Source organism: Pseudoprimorskyibacter insulae, from assembly GCF_900302505.1.
In the GTDB taxonomy this organism is placed as follows: Bacteria; Pseudomonadota; Alphaproteobacteria; order Rhodobacterales; family Rhodobacteraceae; genus Pseudoprimorskyibacter; species Pseudoprimorskyibacter insulae.
Genome location: NZ_OMOJ01000001.1, coordinates 928907 through 947542 on the forward strand (window position 1 = coordinate 928907; position 18636 = coordinate 947542).

General features: G+C 61.6%; 21 protein-coding genes, 1 tRNA gene and 1 other RNA gene. 11 read left to right on the plus strand and 12 right to left on the minus strand.

Annotated elements, in window-relative coordinates:
• Window positions 1-8: 8 nt before the first annotated feature.
• Both PRI8871_RS04685 and PRI8871_RS19520 read right to left on the minus strand, forming a co-directional pair.
• A complete protein-coding gene (locus PRI8871_RS04685) occupies window positions 9-1268 on the minus strand; it encodes a glycerate kinase type-2 family protein (protein WP_108884995.1) in 1260 nt (419 codons plus the stop codon).
• 100 nt (window positions 1269-1368) lie between these two features.
• Window positions 1369-1452, minus strand: a tRNA-Tyr gene (locus PRI8871_RS19520).
• A 138-nt stretch (window positions 1453-1590) separates the two neighbouring features.
• Between PRI8871_RS19520 and rlmB the strand changes: the two genes are divergently transcribed.
• Window positions 1591-2373: a 23S rRNA (guanosine(2251)-2'-O)-methyltransferase RlmB gene (gene rlmB / locus PRI8871_RS04690; RefSeq protein WP_108884996.1), complete on the plus strand. Its 783-nt coding sequence runs from the start codon at window positions 1591-1593 to the stop codon at window positions 2371-2373.
• Window positions 2374-2376: 3 nt separating this feature from the next.
• Here the strand turns inward: rlmB and PRI8871_RS04695 are convergent, their stop codons facing one another.
• The gene (locus PRI8871_RS04695) at window positions 2377-3252 is read right to left on the minus strand and encodes a hypothetical protein (protein ID WP_108884997.1); all 876 of its coding nucleotides are present in this window, start codon (window positions 3250-3252) and stop codon (window positions 2377-2379) included.
• Between the two features lie 119 nt (window positions 3253-3371).
• Between PRI8871_RS04695 and PRI8871_RS04700 the strand changes: the two genes are divergently transcribed.
• Window positions 3372-3665, plus strand: a complete 294-nt coding sequence (locus tag PRI8871_RS04700) for a hypothetical protein (protein WP_108884998.1) — start codon at window positions 3372-3374, stop codon at window positions 3663-3665.
• Between the two features lie 3 nt (window positions 3666-3668).
• Here PRI8871_RS04700 and PRI8871_RS04705 read toward each other — a convergent pair whose 3' ends face one another.
• Together PRI8871_RS04705 and PRI8871_RS04710 are read right to left on the minus strand one after the other, a co-directional pair.
• On the minus strand, window positions 3669-4673 hold the full coding sequence (locus PRI8871_RS04705) for a GT-B fold glycosyltransferase domain-containing protein (RefSeq protein ID WP_108884999.1): 1005 nt from the start codon (window positions 4671-4673) through the stop codon (window positions 3669-3671).
• A gap of 247 nt (window positions 4674-4920) precedes the next feature.
• On the minus strand, window positions 4921-5616 hold the full coding sequence (locus tag PRI8871_RS04710) for a metal-dependent hydrolase (RefSeq protein ID WP_108885000.1): 696 nt from the start codon (window positions 5614-5616) through the stop codon (window positions 4921-4923).
• A gap of 78 nt (window positions 5617-5694) precedes the next feature.
• On the opposite strand from PRI8871_RS04710, the gene PRI8871_RS04715 reads away from it, so the two are divergent.
• The 8 genes from PRI8871_RS04715 (at window position 5695) to rpmG (ending at window position 11203) form a co-directional block, all read left to right on the plus strand.
• On the plus strand, window positions 5695-6333 hold the full coding sequence (locus PRI8871_RS04715; RefSeq protein ID WP_108885001.1) for a hypothetical protein: 639 nt from the start codon (window positions 5695-5697) through the stop codon (window positions 6331-6333).
• Window positions 6334-6526: 193 nt separating this feature from the next.
• Window positions 6527-7087, plus strand: coding sequence for a hypothetical protein (locus tag PRI8871_RS04720; protein ID WP_181389375.1), 561 nt, complete (start codon window positions 6527-6529; stop codon window positions 7085-7087).
• A gap of 39 nt (window positions 7088-7126) precedes the next feature.
• Window positions 7127-7414 (plus strand): Asp-tRNA(Asn)/Glu-tRNA(Gln) amidotransferase subunit GatC, encoded by a 288-nt coding sequence (gene gatC, locus PRI8871_RS04725; RefSeq protein WP_108885003.1) that lies wholly within the window; start codon window positions 7127-7129, stop codon window positions 7412-7414.
• Entirely contained in the window at window positions 7414-8901 is a 1488-nt protein-coding gene (gatA, locus tag PRI8871_RS04730; RefSeq protein WP_108885004.1) for an Asp-tRNA(Asn)/Glu-tRNA(Gln) amidotransferase subunit GatA, read from the plus strand. The genes gatC and gatA overlap by 1 nt, the downstream gene beginning before the upstream one ends.
• 36 nt (window positions 8902-8937) lie before the next feature.
• Window positions 8938-9639, plus strand: a complete 702-nt coding sequence (locus PRI8871_RS04735; RefSeq protein ID WP_108885005.1) for a hypothetical protein — start codon at window positions 8938-8940, stop codon at window positions 9637-9639.
• A complete protein-coding gene (locus tag PRI8871_RS04740; RefSeq protein WP_503128374.1) occupies window positions 9636-10331 on the plus strand; it encodes an N-acetylmuramoyl-L-alanine amidase in 696 nt (231 codons plus the stop codon). Before PRI8871_RS04735 ends, PRI8871_RS04740 begins: the two co-directional genes overlap by 4 nt.
• 12 nt (window positions 10332-10343) lie before the next feature.
• Window positions 10344-10725, plus strand: an RNA gene (rnpB, locus tag PRI8871_RS04745) — RNase P RNA component class A.
• A gap of 310 nt (window positions 10726-11035) precedes the next feature.
• Window positions 11036-11203 carry a 50S ribosomal protein L33 gene (rpmG, locus tag PRI8871_RS04750; protein ID WP_007799108.1) on the plus strand — a complete coding sequence of 56 codons (168 nt, stop codon included), beginning with the start codon at window positions 11036-11038 and terminating at the stop codon, window positions 11201-11203.
• Between the two features lie 177 nt (window positions 11204-11380).
• On the opposite strand, the gene PRI8871_RS04755 is transcribed toward rpmG, so the two are convergent.
• The 3 genes from PRI8871_RS04755 to PRI8871_RS04765 form a co-directional block, all read right to left on the minus strand.
• Complete coding sequence (locus PRI8871_RS04755) at window positions 11381-13411, minus strand: calcium-binding protein (protein WP_108885007.1); 2031 nt, start codon at window positions 13409-13411, stop codon at window positions 11381-11383.
• 137 nt (window positions 13412-13548) lie between these two features.
• Window positions 13549-14289: a Bax inhibitor-1/YccA family protein gene (locus tag PRI8871_RS04760; protein WP_108885008.1), complete on the minus strand. Its 741-nt coding sequence runs from the start codon at window positions 14287-14289 to the stop codon at window positions 13549-13551.
• Window positions 14290-14388: 99 nt separating this feature from the next.
• A complete protein-coding gene (locus tag PRI8871_RS04765) occupies window positions 14389-14613 on the minus strand; it encodes a YjiS-like domain-containing protein (RefSeq protein ID WP_108885009.1) in 225 nt (74 codons plus the stop codon).
• Window positions 14614-14720: 107 nt separating this feature from the next.
• On the opposite strand from PRI8871_RS04765, the gene PRI8871_RS04770 reads away from it, so the two are divergent.
• The gene (locus PRI8871_RS04770) at window positions 14721-15569 is read left to right on the plus strand and encodes a LysR family transcriptional regulator (protein WP_108885010.1); all 849 of its coding nucleotides are present in this window, start codon (window positions 14721-14723) and stop codon (window positions 15567-15569) included.
• Here PRI8871_RS04770 and ribD read toward each other — a convergent pair.
• The 4 genes from ribD to PRI8871_RS04790 form a co-directional block, all read right to left on the minus strand.
• Window positions 15566-16663 carry a bifunctional diaminohydroxyphosphoribosylaminopyrimidine deaminase/5-amino-6-(5-phosphoribosylamino)uracil reductase RibD gene (gene ribD / locus PRI8871_RS04775; RefSeq protein WP_108885011.1) on the minus strand — a complete coding sequence of 366 codons (1098 nt, stop codon included), beginning with the start codon at window positions 16661-16663 and terminating at the stop codon, window positions 15566-15568. The genes PRI8871_RS04770 and ribD overlap by 4 nt on opposite strands.
• On the minus strand, window positions 16660-17127 hold the full coding sequence (gene nrdR / locus PRI8871_RS04780) for a transcriptional regulator NrdR (protein ID WP_108885012.1): 468 nt from the start codon (window positions 17125-17127) through the stop codon (window positions 16660-16662). The genes ribD and nrdR overlap by 4 nt, the downstream gene beginning before the upstream one ends.
• Window positions 17128-17250: 123 nt before the next feature.
• Window positions 17251-18267, minus strand: a complete 1017-nt coding sequence (locus tag PRI8871_RS04785) for a TonB family protein (protein WP_108885013.1) — start codon at window positions 18265-18267, stop codon at window positions 17251-17253.
• Window positions 18264-18635 carry an ExbD/TolR family protein gene (locus PRI8871_RS04790; protein WP_108885014.1) on the minus strand — a complete coding sequence of 124 codons (372 nt, stop codon included), beginning with the start codon at window positions 18633-18635 and terminating at the stop codon, window positions 18264-18266. Before PRI8871_RS04790 ends, PRI8871_RS04785 begins: the two co-directional genes overlap by 4 nt.
• Between the last annotated feature and the right edge of the window lies 1 nt (window position 18636).

Sequence of the window (18636 nt, forward strand, 5' to 3'; positions counted from 1 at the left end):
CAGAAAGTTCAACCCTTGGAAGGGACAGCAATCAGCGCTTGCACATCGGCCACATTGGTGCCCGTCGCCTCGGTCACCAGCAGATCGCCTGCGGCCTTCAAGGCGGCATAGCTGTCATTGTTGGCCAGCAGCGCATCCACGTCTTGGCCAGCCGCCGCAATCCGCGCCACTGTGCCTGCGTCCACAATCGCCCCCGCCGCATCGGTTGGCCCGTCGCGGCCATCGGTGCCGCCTGACAGGAAGCACCAGTCAAAATCAACCGCCGGGGCCATCCGGGCGACACGCAACGCCAATTCCTGATTGCGCCCGCCCAGCCCGGTGCCTTTCAGCCGCACAGTGGTTTCCCCGCCAAACAGCCAGACCTTCGGTCCGTCGGGACGTTTGAGCGTGGCCAGAACCTCATTCGCTGCATCCTCGACATCGCCGGTCAGATGGTCAGACACGATCTCGGGCGACCAAAGCTGCGCTGCGGCCTCGGCCATGGCGGCCAGTGATTTGCCGTTCGATCCGATGATGATGTTGCGCGCCTCAGGGGCGGGGGGCGGCGTATGCCCGGCCTCAAGATGGGCGCGCACCGACTGCGGCAGCCGGTCCGCAACGCCCACCTGTTCCAGCAGGGCCAGCGCCTCGGAGGCGGTGCCGATGGGGGATACGGTCGGGCCGCTGGCAATGGCGCGCAGGTCATCGCCGATCACATCGGACAGAATATAGGCAGTGACAGGGGCAGGGGCCGCAAGCCGTAGCATCCCGCCGCCTTTAAGCTGCGACAACTGTTGCCGCACGAGGTTCATCTTGACGATGTCCAGCCCGCTTTCCAGCAGAAGACGGTTCACAGCGGCCTTGTCGGCCAGACTGACCCCCGGCACAGGTGCGGGCAGCAGCGCCGAGCCGCCGCCCGAAATCAGCGCAACAACCCGGTCATGCGGACCGGCCATCGACAAAAGCGCCATCACCGCCTGACCCGCTGCTTCGCCGCCCGCGTCGGGGACGGGGTGGCCAGCGTGCATGATGGTGGCACCGGGGCAGTCTGCGTGATTTTCGTGATGCGTGACGACCAGCGCCTCATGGGGGCCGCTGACATGTTCCAGCGCCGCCTGCATCATCGCGGGGGCGGCTTTGCCCACTGCAATCAAAAACGTCCGGCCCGGCGCGTCGGGCAAGGGGGCGTCCTCCATCGCGCGGATCATCGCCTTATGCGGGTCTGCCGCTGCGACGGCGGCGTGAAACAGCTGATGCGCGGCGGTGCGAAGATCGGGATGGTCGGACATGGCTCTCTCGTTCAGGTGGTGCCTGAAGGGAGCGTTCGAACGCCCCGAAAGTCAACCCAAAACCGGGTCTGGCATTGCCTGACTGTCTAAGAGAAGAGAGTGGTGGGCGACCTTGGAATCGAACCAAGCGTGCGTCTCCGCGAGGGAGTTACAGTCCCCTGCCACACCTTGCGGCCTGTCGCCCACTCTCTGCTACAGCGTTTCGCCGTTGCAGCGTGGGGGGTGATTACAGTTGGCTTTTTGCGGCGTCAACAGGAAAATTGCTTGCGGGTCCAGCTTGGTCCGCGCATTGTCCGGCCTTCGCAGGCCGAGGAGTCGGAAGATGGTGAAAAAGCCCAAGTGGGTCGTTGAAAAAGAACAGGCCAAGAAGGCCGCTAGCGCTGAAACGGTGTGGCTGTTCGGGCTACATGCGGTGCGCGATGCGCTGATGAATCCCAAGCGCGAAAAGCTGCGGTTGATTCTGACCAAGAACGCCGCTGACAAATTGGCCGATGCCGTGGCCGACGCCGGGATCGAACCGGAAATGGCCGATCCACGCAGATTCACCGCGCCGCTTGATCCGCAATCTGTGCACCAAGGGGCCGCGCTTGAGGTCAAACCGCTGAACTGGGGGCGGTTGGATGACGTGGCGATTGGCGGCGATCTGTCTGCCCCGCGTCTTGTTCTGCTGGACCGGGTCACCGATCCGCACAACGTCGGGGCGATTCTGCGATCTGCCGAGGTGTTCGGGGCGAATGCCGTGATCGGAACGCTGCACCATTCCGCGCCGGAAACCGGGGCTTTGGCCAAGACCGCCTCGGGCGCGTTGGAGCGTCAGCCCTATCTGCGCGAACGCAACCTTGCCGAGACAATGGAGAAGCTGCGCGAAATGGGCTATATCCTGCTGGGGCTGGACGGCACCGCGGAACAGTCCATCGAACAAGCGCTGGAAGGCCGTCGCGATCGTCCCGTCGCGCTGGTGCTGGGGGCCGAAGGGCCGGGCCTGCGCGAAAAGACCAAGGCCACCTGCGACGCCTTGGTTCGCATTGAATTTGCACGCGATTTCGGCTCGCTCAACGTGTCCAACGCGGCGGCGGTGGCGCTTTATGCCAGCCGCCCCGCCTAAGGGTCAGGCACCGGGATCTTTCAACGCCTCATGCGCGCGGCCTTTGATCAACCAGGCCGCGCCAAAAGCCCAAAGCGCGATCCATTCCCAGAACAGTGTGAAATACCGGCCCCAGCCGGTCATGTCGAAGGTCGGAATGCTCATCAGGCGGCGGATCGCAAACTCGATCACCAACACCACAACGGCCAGCCAAATCACGCTTCCCAGCCCGATATACAGCCCGTTGCGAATGCGTTTCGTCGGCTCCTGCCCCATGACGCCCATGGATTTGGGCGAATTGATCCGGGTGAAAACGCGCAGCACCACATAGCCCAGAATGCCGAACATCGTGACAGCGGCCAGATTGTGCAGGTAATCGCGCGGATCGAAGGACGCGCCGTCATAGCTACGGGTGCGCATCCATAGGTCAAAGGCGGGCGTGCCTGTGACACTATGTTCATCCCAGATCAGCATGTCATGGCCTGAAGGGTTGTCCAGAAACACCCGCGCCAGATCCTGCGAATCGTAGATGCAGCCCGATCCCGCCGTCGGAAAGATCGCGATTCCCAATGCGCAGATCCCGGCCAGAAACAGCAGCCTGAAATCGGTGGCGGTGAACGCTTCATACTGCGGGGCGCCGCGCAGGTCGGCCCGATAGACAAAGCACATCGAAATGCCGATGAAGAACAAACACCCGGCGAAGACATCGCTGGCCACCGGCACGAAATAGCTATGGCTGATCGAGGCCGGGATACAGCCATTTGTGACCGCGCCGATCAGTACGATCAGCAAAGGCAGGGCCAAAGCCACCGCCCCGACTGCGCGGTGCATATAGGTCAGCATCAAGGTTTCGGCGCTGGTGCCGGGTAAATCGGTGGGGCGAATGTGAATTTTCAGCATGGGTGCAATGTATTGTGGCAATGGGCCTTCAGGCTACACCCATGGCGTGCGCGGGTCATCCGAAACTTGCGTCATCGGCCCTTGGACCCAATATATGCCTCATCGAAAAGGAGAGGCCCTTGCCCAAAGGAACCAAAGTCGCCACTTGCACCTATTGTGGCACCCGCGCCGCGCTTGTTCTGCGCGGCCACGACCGACACGAGCTGACCTGCGCCAGTTGCGGCGCACCGCTGCACGATCTGAAAATGCTGCGCACCGACAAACCGGCCAAGCATGAGGAGCCAAGCGTGGTGCATGGGGTTATCAAAGAAAAGAAGGTCAAACCGTCCAAGGGTAAGACGAAGAAACGCAAATCCTTTGCCTCGCGGTTTTGGGACGAAGCCTTTGACGCGATTGAGGATATTTTCGACTAACGCCTAGCGAATCCACAGCCCTTCGCGCTTGATCCGGTTGCGGATCGCCTGTTCGCGGCGGGGCAGGTTGGCTTGGTCGAACAGGTCGCGCACCTTTTGGCCGCGGTTTTGATAGATCATCCGCTTGAATGGGTCGTAGTTTTTCAGCACCCGCTTGACCTTGTTCGGGGTCGCCGTGGCGCGCAGCGTGTCGACCACCCGGTCAGATTCGCGGGCGAACAGCAGCGGCATTAGGCGGTAGTGGCAGGTTGTGTCGCCATCCAGATAGCCGGGGGCCAGCGCATCGCGCCCGCCGCCAAGGGCATGGATGGTCAGGGGCAGGGCGATCTGATCCAGCCATGGGTCGAGCGTCTGGCCCAGCAATTCGCGCGGCGGATCGTTCAGGATGCCGACGGCGATGTCCAGAAACTGCGCGCCAAAGATCTGCGGGCAGCGGTAGTAGAAGAACCCGGCGTTGAAATAGAGATACCGCCGCCAGAAATCATCGGGCTGCGATAGGTCGAGTGAGCTTTCGAAATCCAGATCGAAGCGGTCATAGAGCGATTTCCAGATCTGCGTCAGGCCGGGGCCGTAAAGTTCGGGCTTGGGCCAGGTGCCTTCGCAGCGCAGCGAGGCCGAAGGGCGATCAAAATCAAACGGCACACGGCCCAGATCGTCCAAGACCAGCGTGTCACTGTCAAAGAACACGAAGGGTTGGCCAGCGGGCAGGGCAAACAGAGCCTCGATCTTGTTGCCATGGGGATAGGATGCGCCGAAATGGCGGTTTTCAAACGGTAGGATCGTCGCACCGCAGTCTTTCAGCAATTCGCGGACCTGATGGTCAGAAATGCGCGGGTTCTGATCCCAAAGCCGCGAAGGCTGCGGTTCGGCGACAAACAGGCGGAAAGGGCGCGAATGGGTCAGACGCGCAAAAGAGGCGGCGAACAGCGCGGCCTCATATTGCAGGCGGCCATGCTGACCGACGATCAGGATATTGACGCATTGTCCGGTGGCGGGGCCAGTCGGCATTTTACTTCCCAATCAAGCATTCGCGGTTGGTCGCAGTGGCGATCTGCGCCCAAAAGACGATCAATCTTGTGTCACATATATATGTTGCGTCCCATACCATTGGTCGAGGGGCGCGGGCAATGCACAGCCAGATGACAATTGAAACTGTTTAAAATTTTGGCAGGCGCGTGATCCAATTGTGAGCCCGCGCGCCGCGCAGGCTCGCTTTGATTGCCCGGACCGGCGCTGCCGATCCGGGCGGTGGGCGCTAGCCGATCAAGATGGGCGTCATGACCTGCGGTTCTATGACGTCGACGCCGGGCAGGGCGGCGGCCAAAGCCTCAGCCGATTGTTCCAGCGCGGGGAAGGTGCGGTAATGGCCGGGGATCACCGTTTTGAAGTTGAAATAGCGTTTGGCCGCATAGGCGGCCCCGGCCATATCCATGGTGTAAAACCCGCCCGCGCTAAGGATGCCGATGTCGGGTTTGTGGTAATCGCCGATCCAGTCCATATCGGCCATGATCGTGGTGTCGCCCGAATGATAGATCGTGTGGCCCTCGCCCTTGATGATGAAGCCGACTTCGGCCCCGGTGTATTTGGGCGATCCGTCAATCTCGATCGAGCTGGAATGCGAGGCGGGGACCATGATCACCTCAACCACCCCAAAGCGCAGCGTGCCGCCCTTGTTGAATCCGGTGACCTGTTTTGCGCCCTTGCCGGTCAGGACTTTGGCCAGTTCGACCATCGTCACCATCGGCGCGCCGGTGCGGTCTGCCACTTCGATCACATCGGCGGTGTGGTCAAAATGCCCGTGGGTCACAAGGATCTGTGTGGCACCGGCGATCGCGGCCTCATGCTGATCCTCGGGCAGCATCGGATTGCCGTGCAGCCAAGGATCGATCAGCAATACCTGATCTTCGATTTCGATTCGAAATGAGCCGTGGCCAAGCCAAATGATGTTCATGAAACCCTCCTGTTGTTGGCCAAAGACTAGCATTCTCGGGAACAAGCGCCATATCCGTTTTACAGGAGGGCCGGCGCAATGAATTGGACTGAGGCGGTAGACGGCTATTGTGAACGGCTAGGGCCGGGCCTTTTCGATGAGCCTTTGAATGCCGCGACCAATCTGGCCTTTATCGCCGTCGCGGTCTGGCTTTGGCCGCAATGCCGGGGTGTGGCGCGGGTGCTGTGTGCGATCCTGTTTGCCATCGGAACCGGGTCGCTATTGTTTCATACCTTTGCGCAGCCTTGGGCCGGGGTGTTGGATGTGGCGCCGATTGCGCTGTTTATCCTTGTCTATATCTTTGCCGCGACGCGCGATTTTCTGGGGCAAAACAAATGGGTGAGTGCGGCGGCCGTGTTGGCCTTCTTTCCGTTTGCCGCGCTGACGGCCCCGATTTTGGGGCGCATTCCGGGGCTGGAAAGTTCAGCCGCCTATACGCCGGTGCCCCTGTTGATCGCGATTTATGCCGGTGTTCTTTGGAGGCGAGACCGCGATACGGCCCGCCGTTTGGCCACTGGGGCGGGGCTGCTATGTGTGTCGATCGGGTTTCGGGCCCTGGACATGCCGATGTGCGGGGCGCTGCCAATTGGCACGCATTTCCTGTGGCATTGTTTGAACGCCGCCATGCTGGGATGGATGATCGCGGCGCTTCCGTCCTGCCAGATTCGACGCCTTTAAGGCGAGCGAGCGCCACTTTAGTCGCACTTCCGTAGAGTTGTTTGCATCCCGTGAAATATATCAGTTATAGGGGCCGCAACTATAACGATAAGAGTGACAGCCAATGTTACCAGAGCTGAATTACTGCGAGAGTCAGGGCCAAATCCATTCGGGAGAGCCTTTGAACGTCGCAACATCCCTTGTCTTCTTTTTGATGGCTGGCCTGCTTTGGCGCTCGACCAAGGGATATCCGCTGGCGCGGGTGATGATCATCGCATTGGTCGTACTGGGTGCCGTGATTACGAACAATCATCTGTTTGCTCCGGCCTATGGTGCGATTAGCCTATACATTGCGCGATTGGGCTTTATCGTCGTTTTGTTCTACGCAATTGGGCGCGGCATTTTGGAACTGCCCGTATCCGGCGCCATTCTGTTGGCGGTACTTGCTCTGCCAGCCGCATGGGGCATGTCGGCCCTGTTTGAGATGATTCCGGGCATGTCGCGATCTTCCGTCATTTATGGGCCGTTTGCGTTGGTCTTTGGCATGCTGGCCCTGATCCTGCGCGGGCATGCGCCCGAAACCTCGTGGCGGATGGCGGTTGCCGGGCTTTGGCTGCTGCTGGCTTTGCCGATCCGGTCGCTTGATCTGAAATATTGCGGGTTCTTCCCGCATGGCACGCATTTCCTGTGGCATATCCTGATTGCGCTGGAAATGGGCTGGCTGATCCACACCTATCGCCGCCATATGCTTGCCCATCGCGACGTGCAGGGGTAAACGCTGGGGCCAACAGGCATTCGCAATGAGGTTGCCCCCATGTCGATTGATAAACAGACCGCCGCCCGCGTGGCAAAACTGGCCCGTATCAAGGTCGAAGACGATGCGCTTCCGGCTCTGGCTGAGGAGTTTAACAACATCCTTGGCTTTATTGAGCAATTGCAGGAAGTGGACGTAGACGGCGTTGAGCCGATGGTGTCGGTGACGCCGATGCGTCTGAAGCGCCGTGTGGATGGTGTGACCGATGGCAACCAGCAGGACAAAGTGCTGAAGAACGCGCCCGACGCCCGCGAGGGCTTCTTTGCCGTGCCGAAGGTGGTGGAATAATGACCGATCTGACCAAGATGAAAGTGGCCGAGGCCCGCGATGCGCTGCGCAAGGGCGATGTTACCTCGGTTCAACTGACGGAATCGCTTCTGTCGGCGATCGAAGGCGCGGATGCGCTGAACGCCTATGTGCACAAGACCCCCGAAATCGCGCTTGATCAGGCCAAGGCCGCTGATGCCCGCATTCAGGCCGGTGATGCGCCCGACATGTGCGGCATCCCGATGGGTATCAAGGATCTGTTCTGCACCAAGGGTGTGCCCAGCCAAGCGGCCAGCCGCATTCTGGAAGGCTTCAAGCCGGAATATGAATCCACCGTCACGACCAAACTGTTTGACGCGGGCACCGTGATGCTGGGTAAGCTGAACATGGACGAATTCGCCATGGGCAGCTCGAACGAAACATCCTGCTATGGCGATGCGGTGAACCCGTGGCGTCGCGGCAATGACGATGCGCTGTTGACGCCGGGCGGCTCTTCGGGTGGCTCGGCTGCTGCTGTGGCCGCTGACCTGTGCCTTGCGGCAACCGGCACTGATACCGGCGGCTCGATCCGCCAGCCTGCTGCCTTCACCGGCATCACCGGCATCAAGCCGACCTACGGGCGTTGTTCGCGCTGGGGCATCGTGGCCTTTGCCAGCTCGCTCGATCAGGCGGGTCCGATGACCAAAGACGTCCGCGACGCGGCAATCGTGCTTGAGGCGATGTGCGGCCAGGACGCCAAGGATTCGACCAGCGCCGATCTGCCGGTTCCGAACTTTGAGGCGATGCTGACCGGCGATATCCGCGGCAAGGTCATCGGCATTCCCAAGGAATACCGCCTTGATGGTATGCCCGCCGAGATTGAAAAGCTTTGGGCCGATGGCATCGCGATGCTCAAGGCCGCTGGCGCCGAGATCCGCGACATTTCCCTGCCGCACACCAAATACGCGCTGCCGACCTATTACGTCATCGCCCCTGCCGAGGCGTCGTCGAACCTGGCGCGCTATGACGGCGTGCGCTATGGTCACCGCGCCAAGTTGGCACAGGGTGACGGCATCACCGAGATGTACGAAAAAACCCGCGCCGAAGGCTTCGGCCACGAGGTGCAGCGCCGCGTGATGGTTGGCACCTATGTGCTGTCGGCTGGCTTTTATGACGCCTATTACAACCGCGCCCGCAAGGTCCGCACGCTGATCAAGAAAGACTTCGAAGATGTCTTTGCCGCTGGCGTTGACGCGATCCTGACCCCGGCCACCCCCTCCGCCGCTTTTGGCTTGGGCGAAATGACCGAGGCCGATCCGGTTCAGATGTACCTCAACGACGTATTCACCGTGACCGTCAACCTGGCAGGCCTGCCCGGTATTTCGGTGCCCACCGGCGTCGATGCGCAGGGCCTGCCGCTGGGGCTGCAACTGATTGGCCGCCCGTGGGAAGAGGGCGATCTGCTGAACACCGCCTATGCGCTGGAACAGGCCGCGGGCTTTGTTTCCAAGCCGACCAAGTGGTGGTAAGGTCCGCAACAAGTGTCACAAAAGGCTCAGGGGCAGATGAAACGGGCAATTCTTGGAACGGTCGCCATCTTGATGGTGGCGGCCTGCGATCCGCAAATACCGGATAGCGCCGCAGGCGTCGGCTTTGACAATTACGACAGCTACCGCGAACGTCAGCGCCAACGCGAAGAGGCACTGAGCGGTCGTGTCTCCGTTCCGGCCCCGGCCCGTGTGACGGAAACCACGCTGGATGATGCAGCCAATTCGCAAGCGCGCGATGCCAATTCCGGTGTCGAACCGGTCAATGCCTCGCCCTCAAACCCCGCGCCGCAGGTCGTGACCAATTCCAGCGGCATTTCGAATGAGAACGATTTCTCGGCCGTGTCAGATGTTCGCAGCATCCAAAGCGACGCGGACCGCATCGCCCAGAATCGCGCGCAATATCAACAGGTTCAGCCCACGGCGCTGCCGTCCCGCTCTGGCTCGGATGGTCCGAACATCGTGGAATATGCGCTGAACTCGACCAACCCGATGGGCAATTCGATCTACCGCCGTGTCGGCATCAATCTGGCCTCCAAGAACCTGCGCAACTGCGCGTCCTACCCGTCGCCCGACCGCGCCCAAGAGGAATTCTTGGCCAAGGGCGGCCCGCAGAAAGACCGGCTTGCCCTCGATATCGACGGTGACGGCTACGCCTGCGATTGGAACCCGCGCCCGTTCCAACTGGCGCGGCAAGCAGCCCGCCAAGGTCAAAACTGACCCCGGTCTGGCACCCATCCCCCAATTTCGGCCCGCGCCGCGATGGCGCGGAGCCCGATATGGTGGTCATCCACTACACCGCAATGAAAAGCGCCGAAGCCGCGCGCGATTGGCTCTGCAACCCCGAAGCGCAGGTCTCGGCTCATTACGTGATCGCCGAAGATGGCCGCATCTGGCAGCTTGTGGATGAGGCCGCGCGCGCTTGGCACGCCGGGGCAGGGCAGTGGGGCAGTTGCACAGACGTCAATTCCCGCTCCATCGGGATCGAGCTTTCGAACCTTGGCACCCACCCCTTTGCCGAACCGCAAATGGCGGCGCTCGAATCCCTGCTCAAGGGCATTCTTGCTCGATGGACCATCCCGCCCGAGCGAGTCATCGGCCATTCCGACATGGCACCGGGCCGCAAAATCGACCCCGGCCCGCGCTTCGACTGGCAGCGCCTTGCCCGCCAAGGGCTGGCCGTCTGGCCTGACGCCCTGCACAGCCTGGCCCATAGCGCCACAGACAGCCCGCTTGAGGCCGCGTTGGCCGCCATCGGCTACACCTGCGACGTGCCGCTGGACACCCGCCTCAGCGCCTTCCGCAGCCGCTTCAATCGCGCGGCCACCGGCCCCGCCACCCAAGCCGACCTTGCCATTGCCCAATCCCTCGCCGCACGCTTCCCCGTTGACCGGGGCCAAGGATCAGCGTAACGAACCTCTCGCGCGGAGGGCCGGATGGCCGCGGGTCGAAAGACGCGAGGAAAGTCCGGACTCCCTGAAGCAACGGTGCCGGGTAACGCCCGGGCAGGGCAACCTGACGGATAGCGCCACAGAAAACAAACCGCCTTGGGTTTCCAAGGTCAGGGTGAAACGGTGGGGTAAGAGCCCACCGGGCCGCTGGCAACAGGGGCCGCATGGCAAGCCCCACCGGGAGCAATGCCGAATAGGGACCTCGCGCGGGGCATGATCCTTCGGGATATCGCCGCAGGGCCGCTTCAGCCCAGAGGTCCGGGTTGGCAGCTTGAGGCGCGTAGCAATGCGCGCCCTAGAGGAATGGTCATCCCCCGCAAGGGGACAAAATCCGGCTTACAGGCCCTCCGCGCATAGACCAACGCCAACAATATCAGGCCCGTCCCCCTCCCTTCATCTTTCCCCAAATCCTCCGGGGAGCGCGAGGGGCAGCGCCCCTCGCACTTGCCTTCAACGCAGGCGACTCCCATGCCAAATAATGAATCCACCCCTCGCATGCCCCCGGTTGGCGGTGCCGCTACAAAAATCTAACCCCCGGGATAAGTTTTTCACCTCAAACCCATGCTTTCCTCTCTGAATCCGGTTGACTCCGGCCCAAGCGTCGGTAAAAGGCGGGCTTCATAGGATTTCACGGGCCGCTGCAGGTCCGCTGCAGGAGACGACCCATGGCGAAGCCGACCACCATCAAAATCCGCCTGAACTCGACCGCAGGCACCGGCCACTTCTACGTGACCAAGAAGAACGCGCGTACGATGACCGAGAAAATGACCGTTCGTAAATACGACCCGGTTGTTCGCAAGCACGTCGAATACAAAGAAGGCAAGATCAAGTAATCTTGCCTCTCTGACCCGGGACGGGACAGGCACCGCGCTTCGTATGAAGCGCGGTGTTTCTATTTGTGCGGGCCGGTTGTTTGCGCCGCCTCCTTGGGCCACTGGCGTAGCGCACATCCCGGTCAAAGGAAATCGGGGGCGATCACGGCCCCCTTTATCTGGCCCCGTTGACGCCCTCTACGCCAACAGATCGAAGGTCTGACCGGCCGCAAGCACATTCAGGCTGGTCTGCGCGTCCCCGTCCACCAGCGCCCAAAGCAGGTTGCCTGAGGGGACATGGGTGACAAACACTTCTTGCACGCTGGCATCCCCTGCATTCGCCGTGGTGGCGCGCTGAACAAGGAAATCAGATTTGGTCGCCGCGCCGCCGCCGAAGAACAGCACGTCGCCCTGTGCGGCGTCAAAGTCCTGAATCCAGTCGCTGCCATGACCCGCCGCATTGGTGTGATAGAACTTATCCGCGCCTGTGCCGCCATTCACCCGGTCAAAGCCAAAGCCCCCGTTGATGAAGTCGTCCCCATCCCCGCCAAAGATCAGGTCAGACCAGGCGCTGCCGGTCAGAACGTCATTGCCCGTGCCGCCAATGACTGTATCAACGCCAAATCCGCCCTCGATGCTGTCGTCCCCGGCGTCGCCGCGCAACTCATCGTTGCCGTAGCCGCCGTCGATGGAATCGTTGCCATCACCGCCATAGACTTGGTCGCGCAAGTCGTTGGCGGTATCGCCTCCGAACAGCACGTCATTGCCTGCGCCGCCAATCAGCGTATCGGCGCTGTCTCCACCTTTCAGTGTGTCATTGCCGCCGCCACCGTTTAGCGTGTCGCTGCCGGTATCACCGTACAATTTTTCATCGGCATCCGTGCCGGTAAAGACCGCATCTAGCCCGCCAGTCAGCTCGATGCTTTCAACGCTGATCACCTCGTCGCGGTGATCCGTTTCGCCGAGCTTGCCAATAAATTGACCCGCCAGATTGATCTCAAGATCATAGGCGTTCGGGTCTTCGTCGCTCAGGTCGATGAGCAGAAGGTCAAAGCCATCGCCGCCGTCAAAGGTGTCGTCGCCTGTGTCCATAAAGAACCGGTCATCGCCGCCAAACCCGCGCAAATGGTCATCGCCCCCGCCACCGGCAAATTCATCGTTGCCGCTGCCGCCGTAGAACAGATCGTCACCATAGCCGCCTTCGATCAATTCAATTCCGCTGAAACTGTCCGTCCAGCCCCAGCCATCGGCGACGGTGCCTGTACCTTGGCCTGTCATCGATACGACAATGCCGAACACAGGGTCGCCTGCGCTGTCCCAGCCATCATCGCGATAGCTGAGCAGGTCATTGCTTGCGACGCCGACATAGGTGTCATCGCCGCTGCCAGCCATGAAGGCTGTCCCCCCGGCGCCGCCGGTCACGCTGTCATTGCCCGCGCGGTCAAAGACATAGCCCGTGCTATCGCCCATGATGATGATGTCGTCATGGGCGGTGCCATAGAAGTTTTCAACGCCAAACACCTGATCGGTGTAATTGGCGGTGACCACGGTATTGGCCAGAATGCCCTGCTGGGTCATGCCGGACAGGTTGGCGCGAATAAAGGTGTCCAGCCCTTGGTAGGATGCGCCGTCCTCGCCGTCACCGCCATCCAGCGTGTCCTGCCCTTCGGAGCGGAAGAAGACGTCATTGCCGATCCCGGCATTGGCGCTGTCATTGCCGGGGGTGCCAAAGATTGCGTCATCCTCATACCTGCTGACGCCATCGGGCAGGGGGTAGGTCAAAATCTGCGTGCCGGGCTCAAACCCGCTGCCCGCTGGCGCATCCCCGACCGAGGTGACCAACGTTTCCAGCGTGTCGAAATCGGCCTTGGTATCAAGCCCGGCGAACAGGTCATCGCCGCCCAGCAGGATGTAATACTCGCCAACCCCGTCCAGTCGAATGTCAACGCCCCAGACATAGCTGGTGGTGGTGTCGGTTTTCACTTCCATCACCCAAGACACCAGATCGTCGGGGTCCACGACGGCCCAATCCAAAAGCAGGTTGATAAAGTTATCGGCCAAAAGCTCGACCGGGGTGGGGCCGAACCCCACCGGGGCTGTGTCATAGCCATATGTGACGGACGTGGCACCGTCGCCGACGATCAGGCTGATGGTGGCATCGCGATATTCGCTGGCCTTTTCGTCCGGTCCGTAATTCACGTAACGGGCGTTGAAGGAATAGGTTGTCATTTAAGCTCCCCCAAATGATTGTTTTAAATGTTTGGAGCGATGCTAAGCGGCGTCATGCGACCTGACAACTGAAGATTGCGCAAAGAAAAAGCCCCGGCGGCTGCCGGGGCTTTGCAAATTGTCGCGCTAGGCTTGCGTTATTCGCGATTGCCAAGCAGTTGCAGCAGGAACATGAACATGTTGATGAAGTCCAGGTACAGGCGCAGGGCACCCATGATTGCGGACTTGCCAAGCCATTCGCTGTCGCCGTGCTGGGCGTGGGCGATGTATTCGTTCTTGATCGACTGCGTGTCATAGGCGGTCAGGCCAGCGAAGATCAGCAGACCAACGATGGTGATCGCGAAGTGCAGCGCCGACGAGGCGATGAAGATGTTCAGGATCGAGGCCACAACCAGACCGATCAAGCCCATCATCAAGAAGGTGCCCATACCGCTGAGGTTCTTCTTGGTGACATAGCCGTAGAGGCTAAGACCCGCGAAGGCGATCGAGGTCACAAGGAAGACGGACGCGATCGACATGCCGGTGAAGGCCACGAAGATCCACGACATCGACAGGCCCATGACGGCCGCGAAGGCGTAGAAGAACAACTGTGCGGCTGCTGCTGACAAACGGTTGATGGCCGCACTGAAGGCGAACACCATGATGAGCGGCGCGAACATCACGATCCAGCCAAGGATATTCGGCTTTAGGGTCATCGGGTCGCGGAAGATCCCAAGCAGTTCCGGGCTGGAGCCGACCGCCCATGCCACGATGAAGGTCAGCAAAGTGCCGATCGACATCGTGCCATAGACTTTGTTCATATGAGTCCGAAGACCCTCGTCAATCTGGGCGGCGCGGGCACCTGCCGCTGTCGTCCGGATTGTGTTGTAGTCAGCCATTTTTCCCTCCGATAGAAACAGATTCCGGGGTTTCCCGGTTCCTATGAAATATCGGAAAGGTTACATCTTTTTTCAAGGTTTGTATGTGAACAAACTGCGTTATTCGCGCCAGCCCATCGGGGCATCCCAGAAACCGCGCGCGGCTTCTTCGTTGGCTTGGGCGCGGGTCAGGCCGATGTCTGCCAATGCGGCATCATCCAGATCGGCAAGTTGGCGGCGCTGTTGGTGCACCGTGAACAGGCGTGCAAAGCGCGATACGGCATTGCCGGAACGGGGGGCGTGCATTGCGGGAAGCGAAATATAGGCCATCGGAATACCTTTCATATTTTGATAGGTTGGTGATTTTGTATGACGTTGCTTGATTTATATGGTGAAGTAGGGTCATATTAAAAACGAATGTTTTTTGTGTAATACATCACAGGCCTTGATGAATGCGAAATCTTGATGTGACGACCCTGCGGTCCTTTGTGGCCGTCGCTGAATCTGGCGGGGTGACCCGCGCCGCCGGGTTCCTGAACTTGACCCAATCCGCAGTCTCTATGCAGTTGAAGCGTCTGGAAGAATTGCTTGACCTGAAGCTGCTGGAAAGGGCCGGGCGCACCGTGGCGCTGACCCCTGCGGGCGAACAACTGTTGGTCTTTGCCAAGCGGATGGTGGCCCTGAACGACGAAGCCTTTTCGCGGCTGACTGACAACACCTACGAAGGCGAAGTGATCCTTGGGGTGCCGCATGACATCGTTTATCCGGTCATTCCCCGCGTGATGCAGCGATTCAACGCCGAATTCCCACGCGTGAAGGTGCAGCTGATCTCGTCCTACACCTCGCAACTGGTCAAACAGTTCTCGCGCGGTGAGGTGGATGTGATTCTGACCACCGAAAGCACGGTGTCTGAAGGCGGCGAGACTTTGGCCGAGGTGCCGCTGCGCTGGGTGGCCGCGCCGGGCAGCAACGCGGTCAAGCAACGGCCCCTGCGGCTGGCTTTCTGCCGTCTGTGCCGGTTCCGCCCCGGCGCGCTGCGCAGCTTGGAAAAGGCCGATGTTCAGTGGGAAATGGCGGTTGAATCCGAAAACGACCGCGCGGTTGAGGCGTCGGTCAGCGCCGATCTGGCAGTCACGGCGATGCTTGAAGGCCACGCGCCGCAGCATCTGGACTATGTGGACCGCAGCATCGGGCTGCCCGAACTCGATATGCAAAAGATCAACGTTTATGTCGGCCCCGGCCGGCCCGAGATTTTGCAACCCATGCGCCAGATGATCCGCCAGGGGTTTGAGGCGCTCTAAGCGCTGCGCACCCAGCGGTGCATCACATCCCGCCCGCAAGCGCGGGTTTCAATCAGACGATAGCGCGGGGCCTCGTCCAAACGGCTGAGGCCCAGCACCCCCACAGAAGGCTGCCCTTCGGCGCCAATGGCCAGCCCGGCGGTAAAGCCGATCAGCTCATCCACCAGATCCGCCAGCAGAAGCGACGCCGCAAGCGATCCGCCACCTTCGCAGAACACCCGCGTCAAGCCGCGCTCGCCCAGCCGTTGCAGCAGCGACACAGGGTCAAGCTGCCCGGCCTCGGTCTCAATCGGAACCAGCGCTGCGCCGACGCTGTCCCACGCTTCGCGCAGGGCAGGGGCCGCGTCATGGCCGTGGCAGATCCAGACCGGCACATCCTTGGCGGTTTGGGCAAGCTGGCTCATCAACGGGACATCCAGCAGACGTGAGGCGACAACGCGCACCGGTTGCTGCACATTGCCGAAATCGCGCACGGTCAACGATGGGTCATCCGCCCGCGCCGTGCCAGCCCCCACCAGAACCGCATCATGACGCAGGCGCATCGCGTGCACCTCTCGCCGGGCTTCGGGACCGGTGATCCATTTGCTGTGACCGGCTGCGGTGGCAATGCGCCCGTCGAAACTGGTCGCCAGTTTGAGCGTGACCCAAGGCCTTCCCTGTTCGGTGCGCAGAAAGAACCCGGCGTGGTCGCGGGCGGCCTCTTCGCTTAAGACCCCGGTGGTCACCTCGATCCCGGCATCCCGCAGCATGGCAAAGCCTTGGCCCGACACGCGCGGATCGCTGTCTTGAACGGCGGCAACCACACGGGCCACGCCCGCATCAATCAGCGCTTGCGCACAGGGCGGCGTGCGCCCGTGATGGGCGCAGGGTTCCAGCGTGACATAGGCGGTGGCCCCACGCGCCCGATCGCCCGCCATGGCCAGCGCCTCGGTTTCGGCGTGGGGGCGACCGCCGGCCTGCGTCCAGCCGCGGCCAACGATCACATCGCCCTGAACGATGACACAGCCGACCGCAGGGTTGGGCCAAGTCCGGCCCATGCCGCGGCGACCCAGCGAAAGCGCATGGGCCATGTGCCGCGTGTCTTGCTGGCTCACTTCTCGGGCTGCGAGTCCGGGCGCAATTCGCTGACGAACTTGTCAAAGTCATCAGCCGCCTGGAAGTTCTTGTACACGCTGGCAAATCGCACGTAGGCGACGGTATCGATCCGTGCCAGCGTTTCCATCACGATTTCCCCGATCTGTTTCGAGTTGATGTCCGTCTCGCCCATGCTTTCCAGGCGGCGCACGATCCCCGAGATCATCTGATCGATGCGTTCGGGATCAATCGGCCGCTTCTGAAGTGCGATACGGATGGACCGTTCCAGTTTGTCCCGGTCGAAATCTTCGCGGCGTCCGCTGGTTTTGATGACGACCAGATCACGCAGCTGAACGCGTTCATAGGTGGTGAACCGGCCCCCGCAGGCCGGGCAAAACCGGCGCCGACGGATTGAGACATGGTCTTCGGCCGGGCGTGAATCTTTGACTTGAGTGTCGATATTTCCGCAAAACGGGCAGCGCATTCGCCGTCCCCCTCGTTCATTGTTGTACCTGCCTGTGGGGTTGGTCCCCACTTATCCACAGCCACTATAGGTCAGCCTCTAGGCTTTGGGTAGTACCCAATTGCCTCCGCTAGATGATGCGGCCTAGCGCGAGAATTTCAGAGGCAGATTAAAGTCATATGACGCGTTGTTCAGCGCTTTGGGGGCGGCTGGCAGGCGTGCGGCGCGGACCGCTTTCAGCGCGGCTTTGTCCAAGGCGGCGTCGCCGGACGATCCGGTAATCGTCGCCGCCATCAGTTTGCCGCCGCGCGATACGGTGATGCGCAGCTTGACTGTGCCTTGGGCACGAGTGCCGCCGGGATAGCGCTGCGCCCGTGCGATCCGCGACCGGATCTGCCCGCCCCATTTGGCCATCGCATTTTGGCGTTCGGCCTTGGACGGGCCAGAGGCTGCGGTTTTGGCTGTGCCTGCGCTGGCCGTGGCCGTCTTGCCTGCGCCGGTCGCCTTTTGAGCGGGCTGCGGGGCGCTGGGTTTGGCCTTTGGCTTGGTGGCGTTCTTTTGGGGTGCCGGTTTGGTCGCGGGCTTGGGCTTGGGCGCAGGGCGGGCCACGGGGCGGGGCGATGTGGCGGGCGCGGCCACGGGCTGCGGCTCGGCTGTGCTGGTGTCAATGCTGGGCGCATATGGGCTGGCCTGCGGCGCGGCCATCATCGCCAGCGCTTGCGTGGGCAATTTGTCATTGACCAAAGGCGGCGGCGCAGGCGGTAGGCCCATTGCTTCGCTGACAGGTTCGGGCGCGGTCGGGGCAGGCGGCAGCGGCAGGCCCGGATCGGCCATTGGCGCAAGGGATTGATCCTGCGGCGACTGCGGCGCGATTGGTGGGGGCAACGCGGCGCGGCGGGCAGGATCTGGCGCTGCATCGGCGACGACGGGCGCGACATCGCCGGCGTTAACATCAGGCTGAGCGATATCCTGAGCAGCCTCCGGCGCGGTCTCCCACGCGGCGACCAAGGATTGCACCTGTTCTGGCATCGCCGCCAGCGACACCTGCGCCTGTCCGCCTTCTCCGCTCGCCGCAGGCCCGCCGCCGGGCGCGATGGCAAAGACGGCCAGATGCAGCCCCGTCGCCAGCCCTAGGAATATCGCGCCCTCGGCCAGCTTCATCGCCGTGCCCCCGTCACAAGCCGGATGTCAGTCGCCCCAAGCGCGGTTAGCTTGGCCAGGGTCTGGGCCAGCGCCCGCGCTTCGGCGTTCCGGTCGGCCCGCAGTTCAACCACCCCGCCTTGCAGCGCCGCCGTCATAGCCGCCTCGCCGCGCAGATCCTGAAAGGCCAGCGTGCCATCGGCGGCCAGATAAAGCGCGTTTCCCCGCGCTTCGTCCATCGCCTCGGCGTCGGGCAGGATCACCTCAACCGGGTCGGGCGGGGCGATTTCGGCGGACAGAAGAAAGAAGATCAGCAGCAGGAACACCACGTTGATCATCGGAACGATCTGTTCGCGCATCGGGCGGCGAGGGGCAGGGCGCAGCAGCATG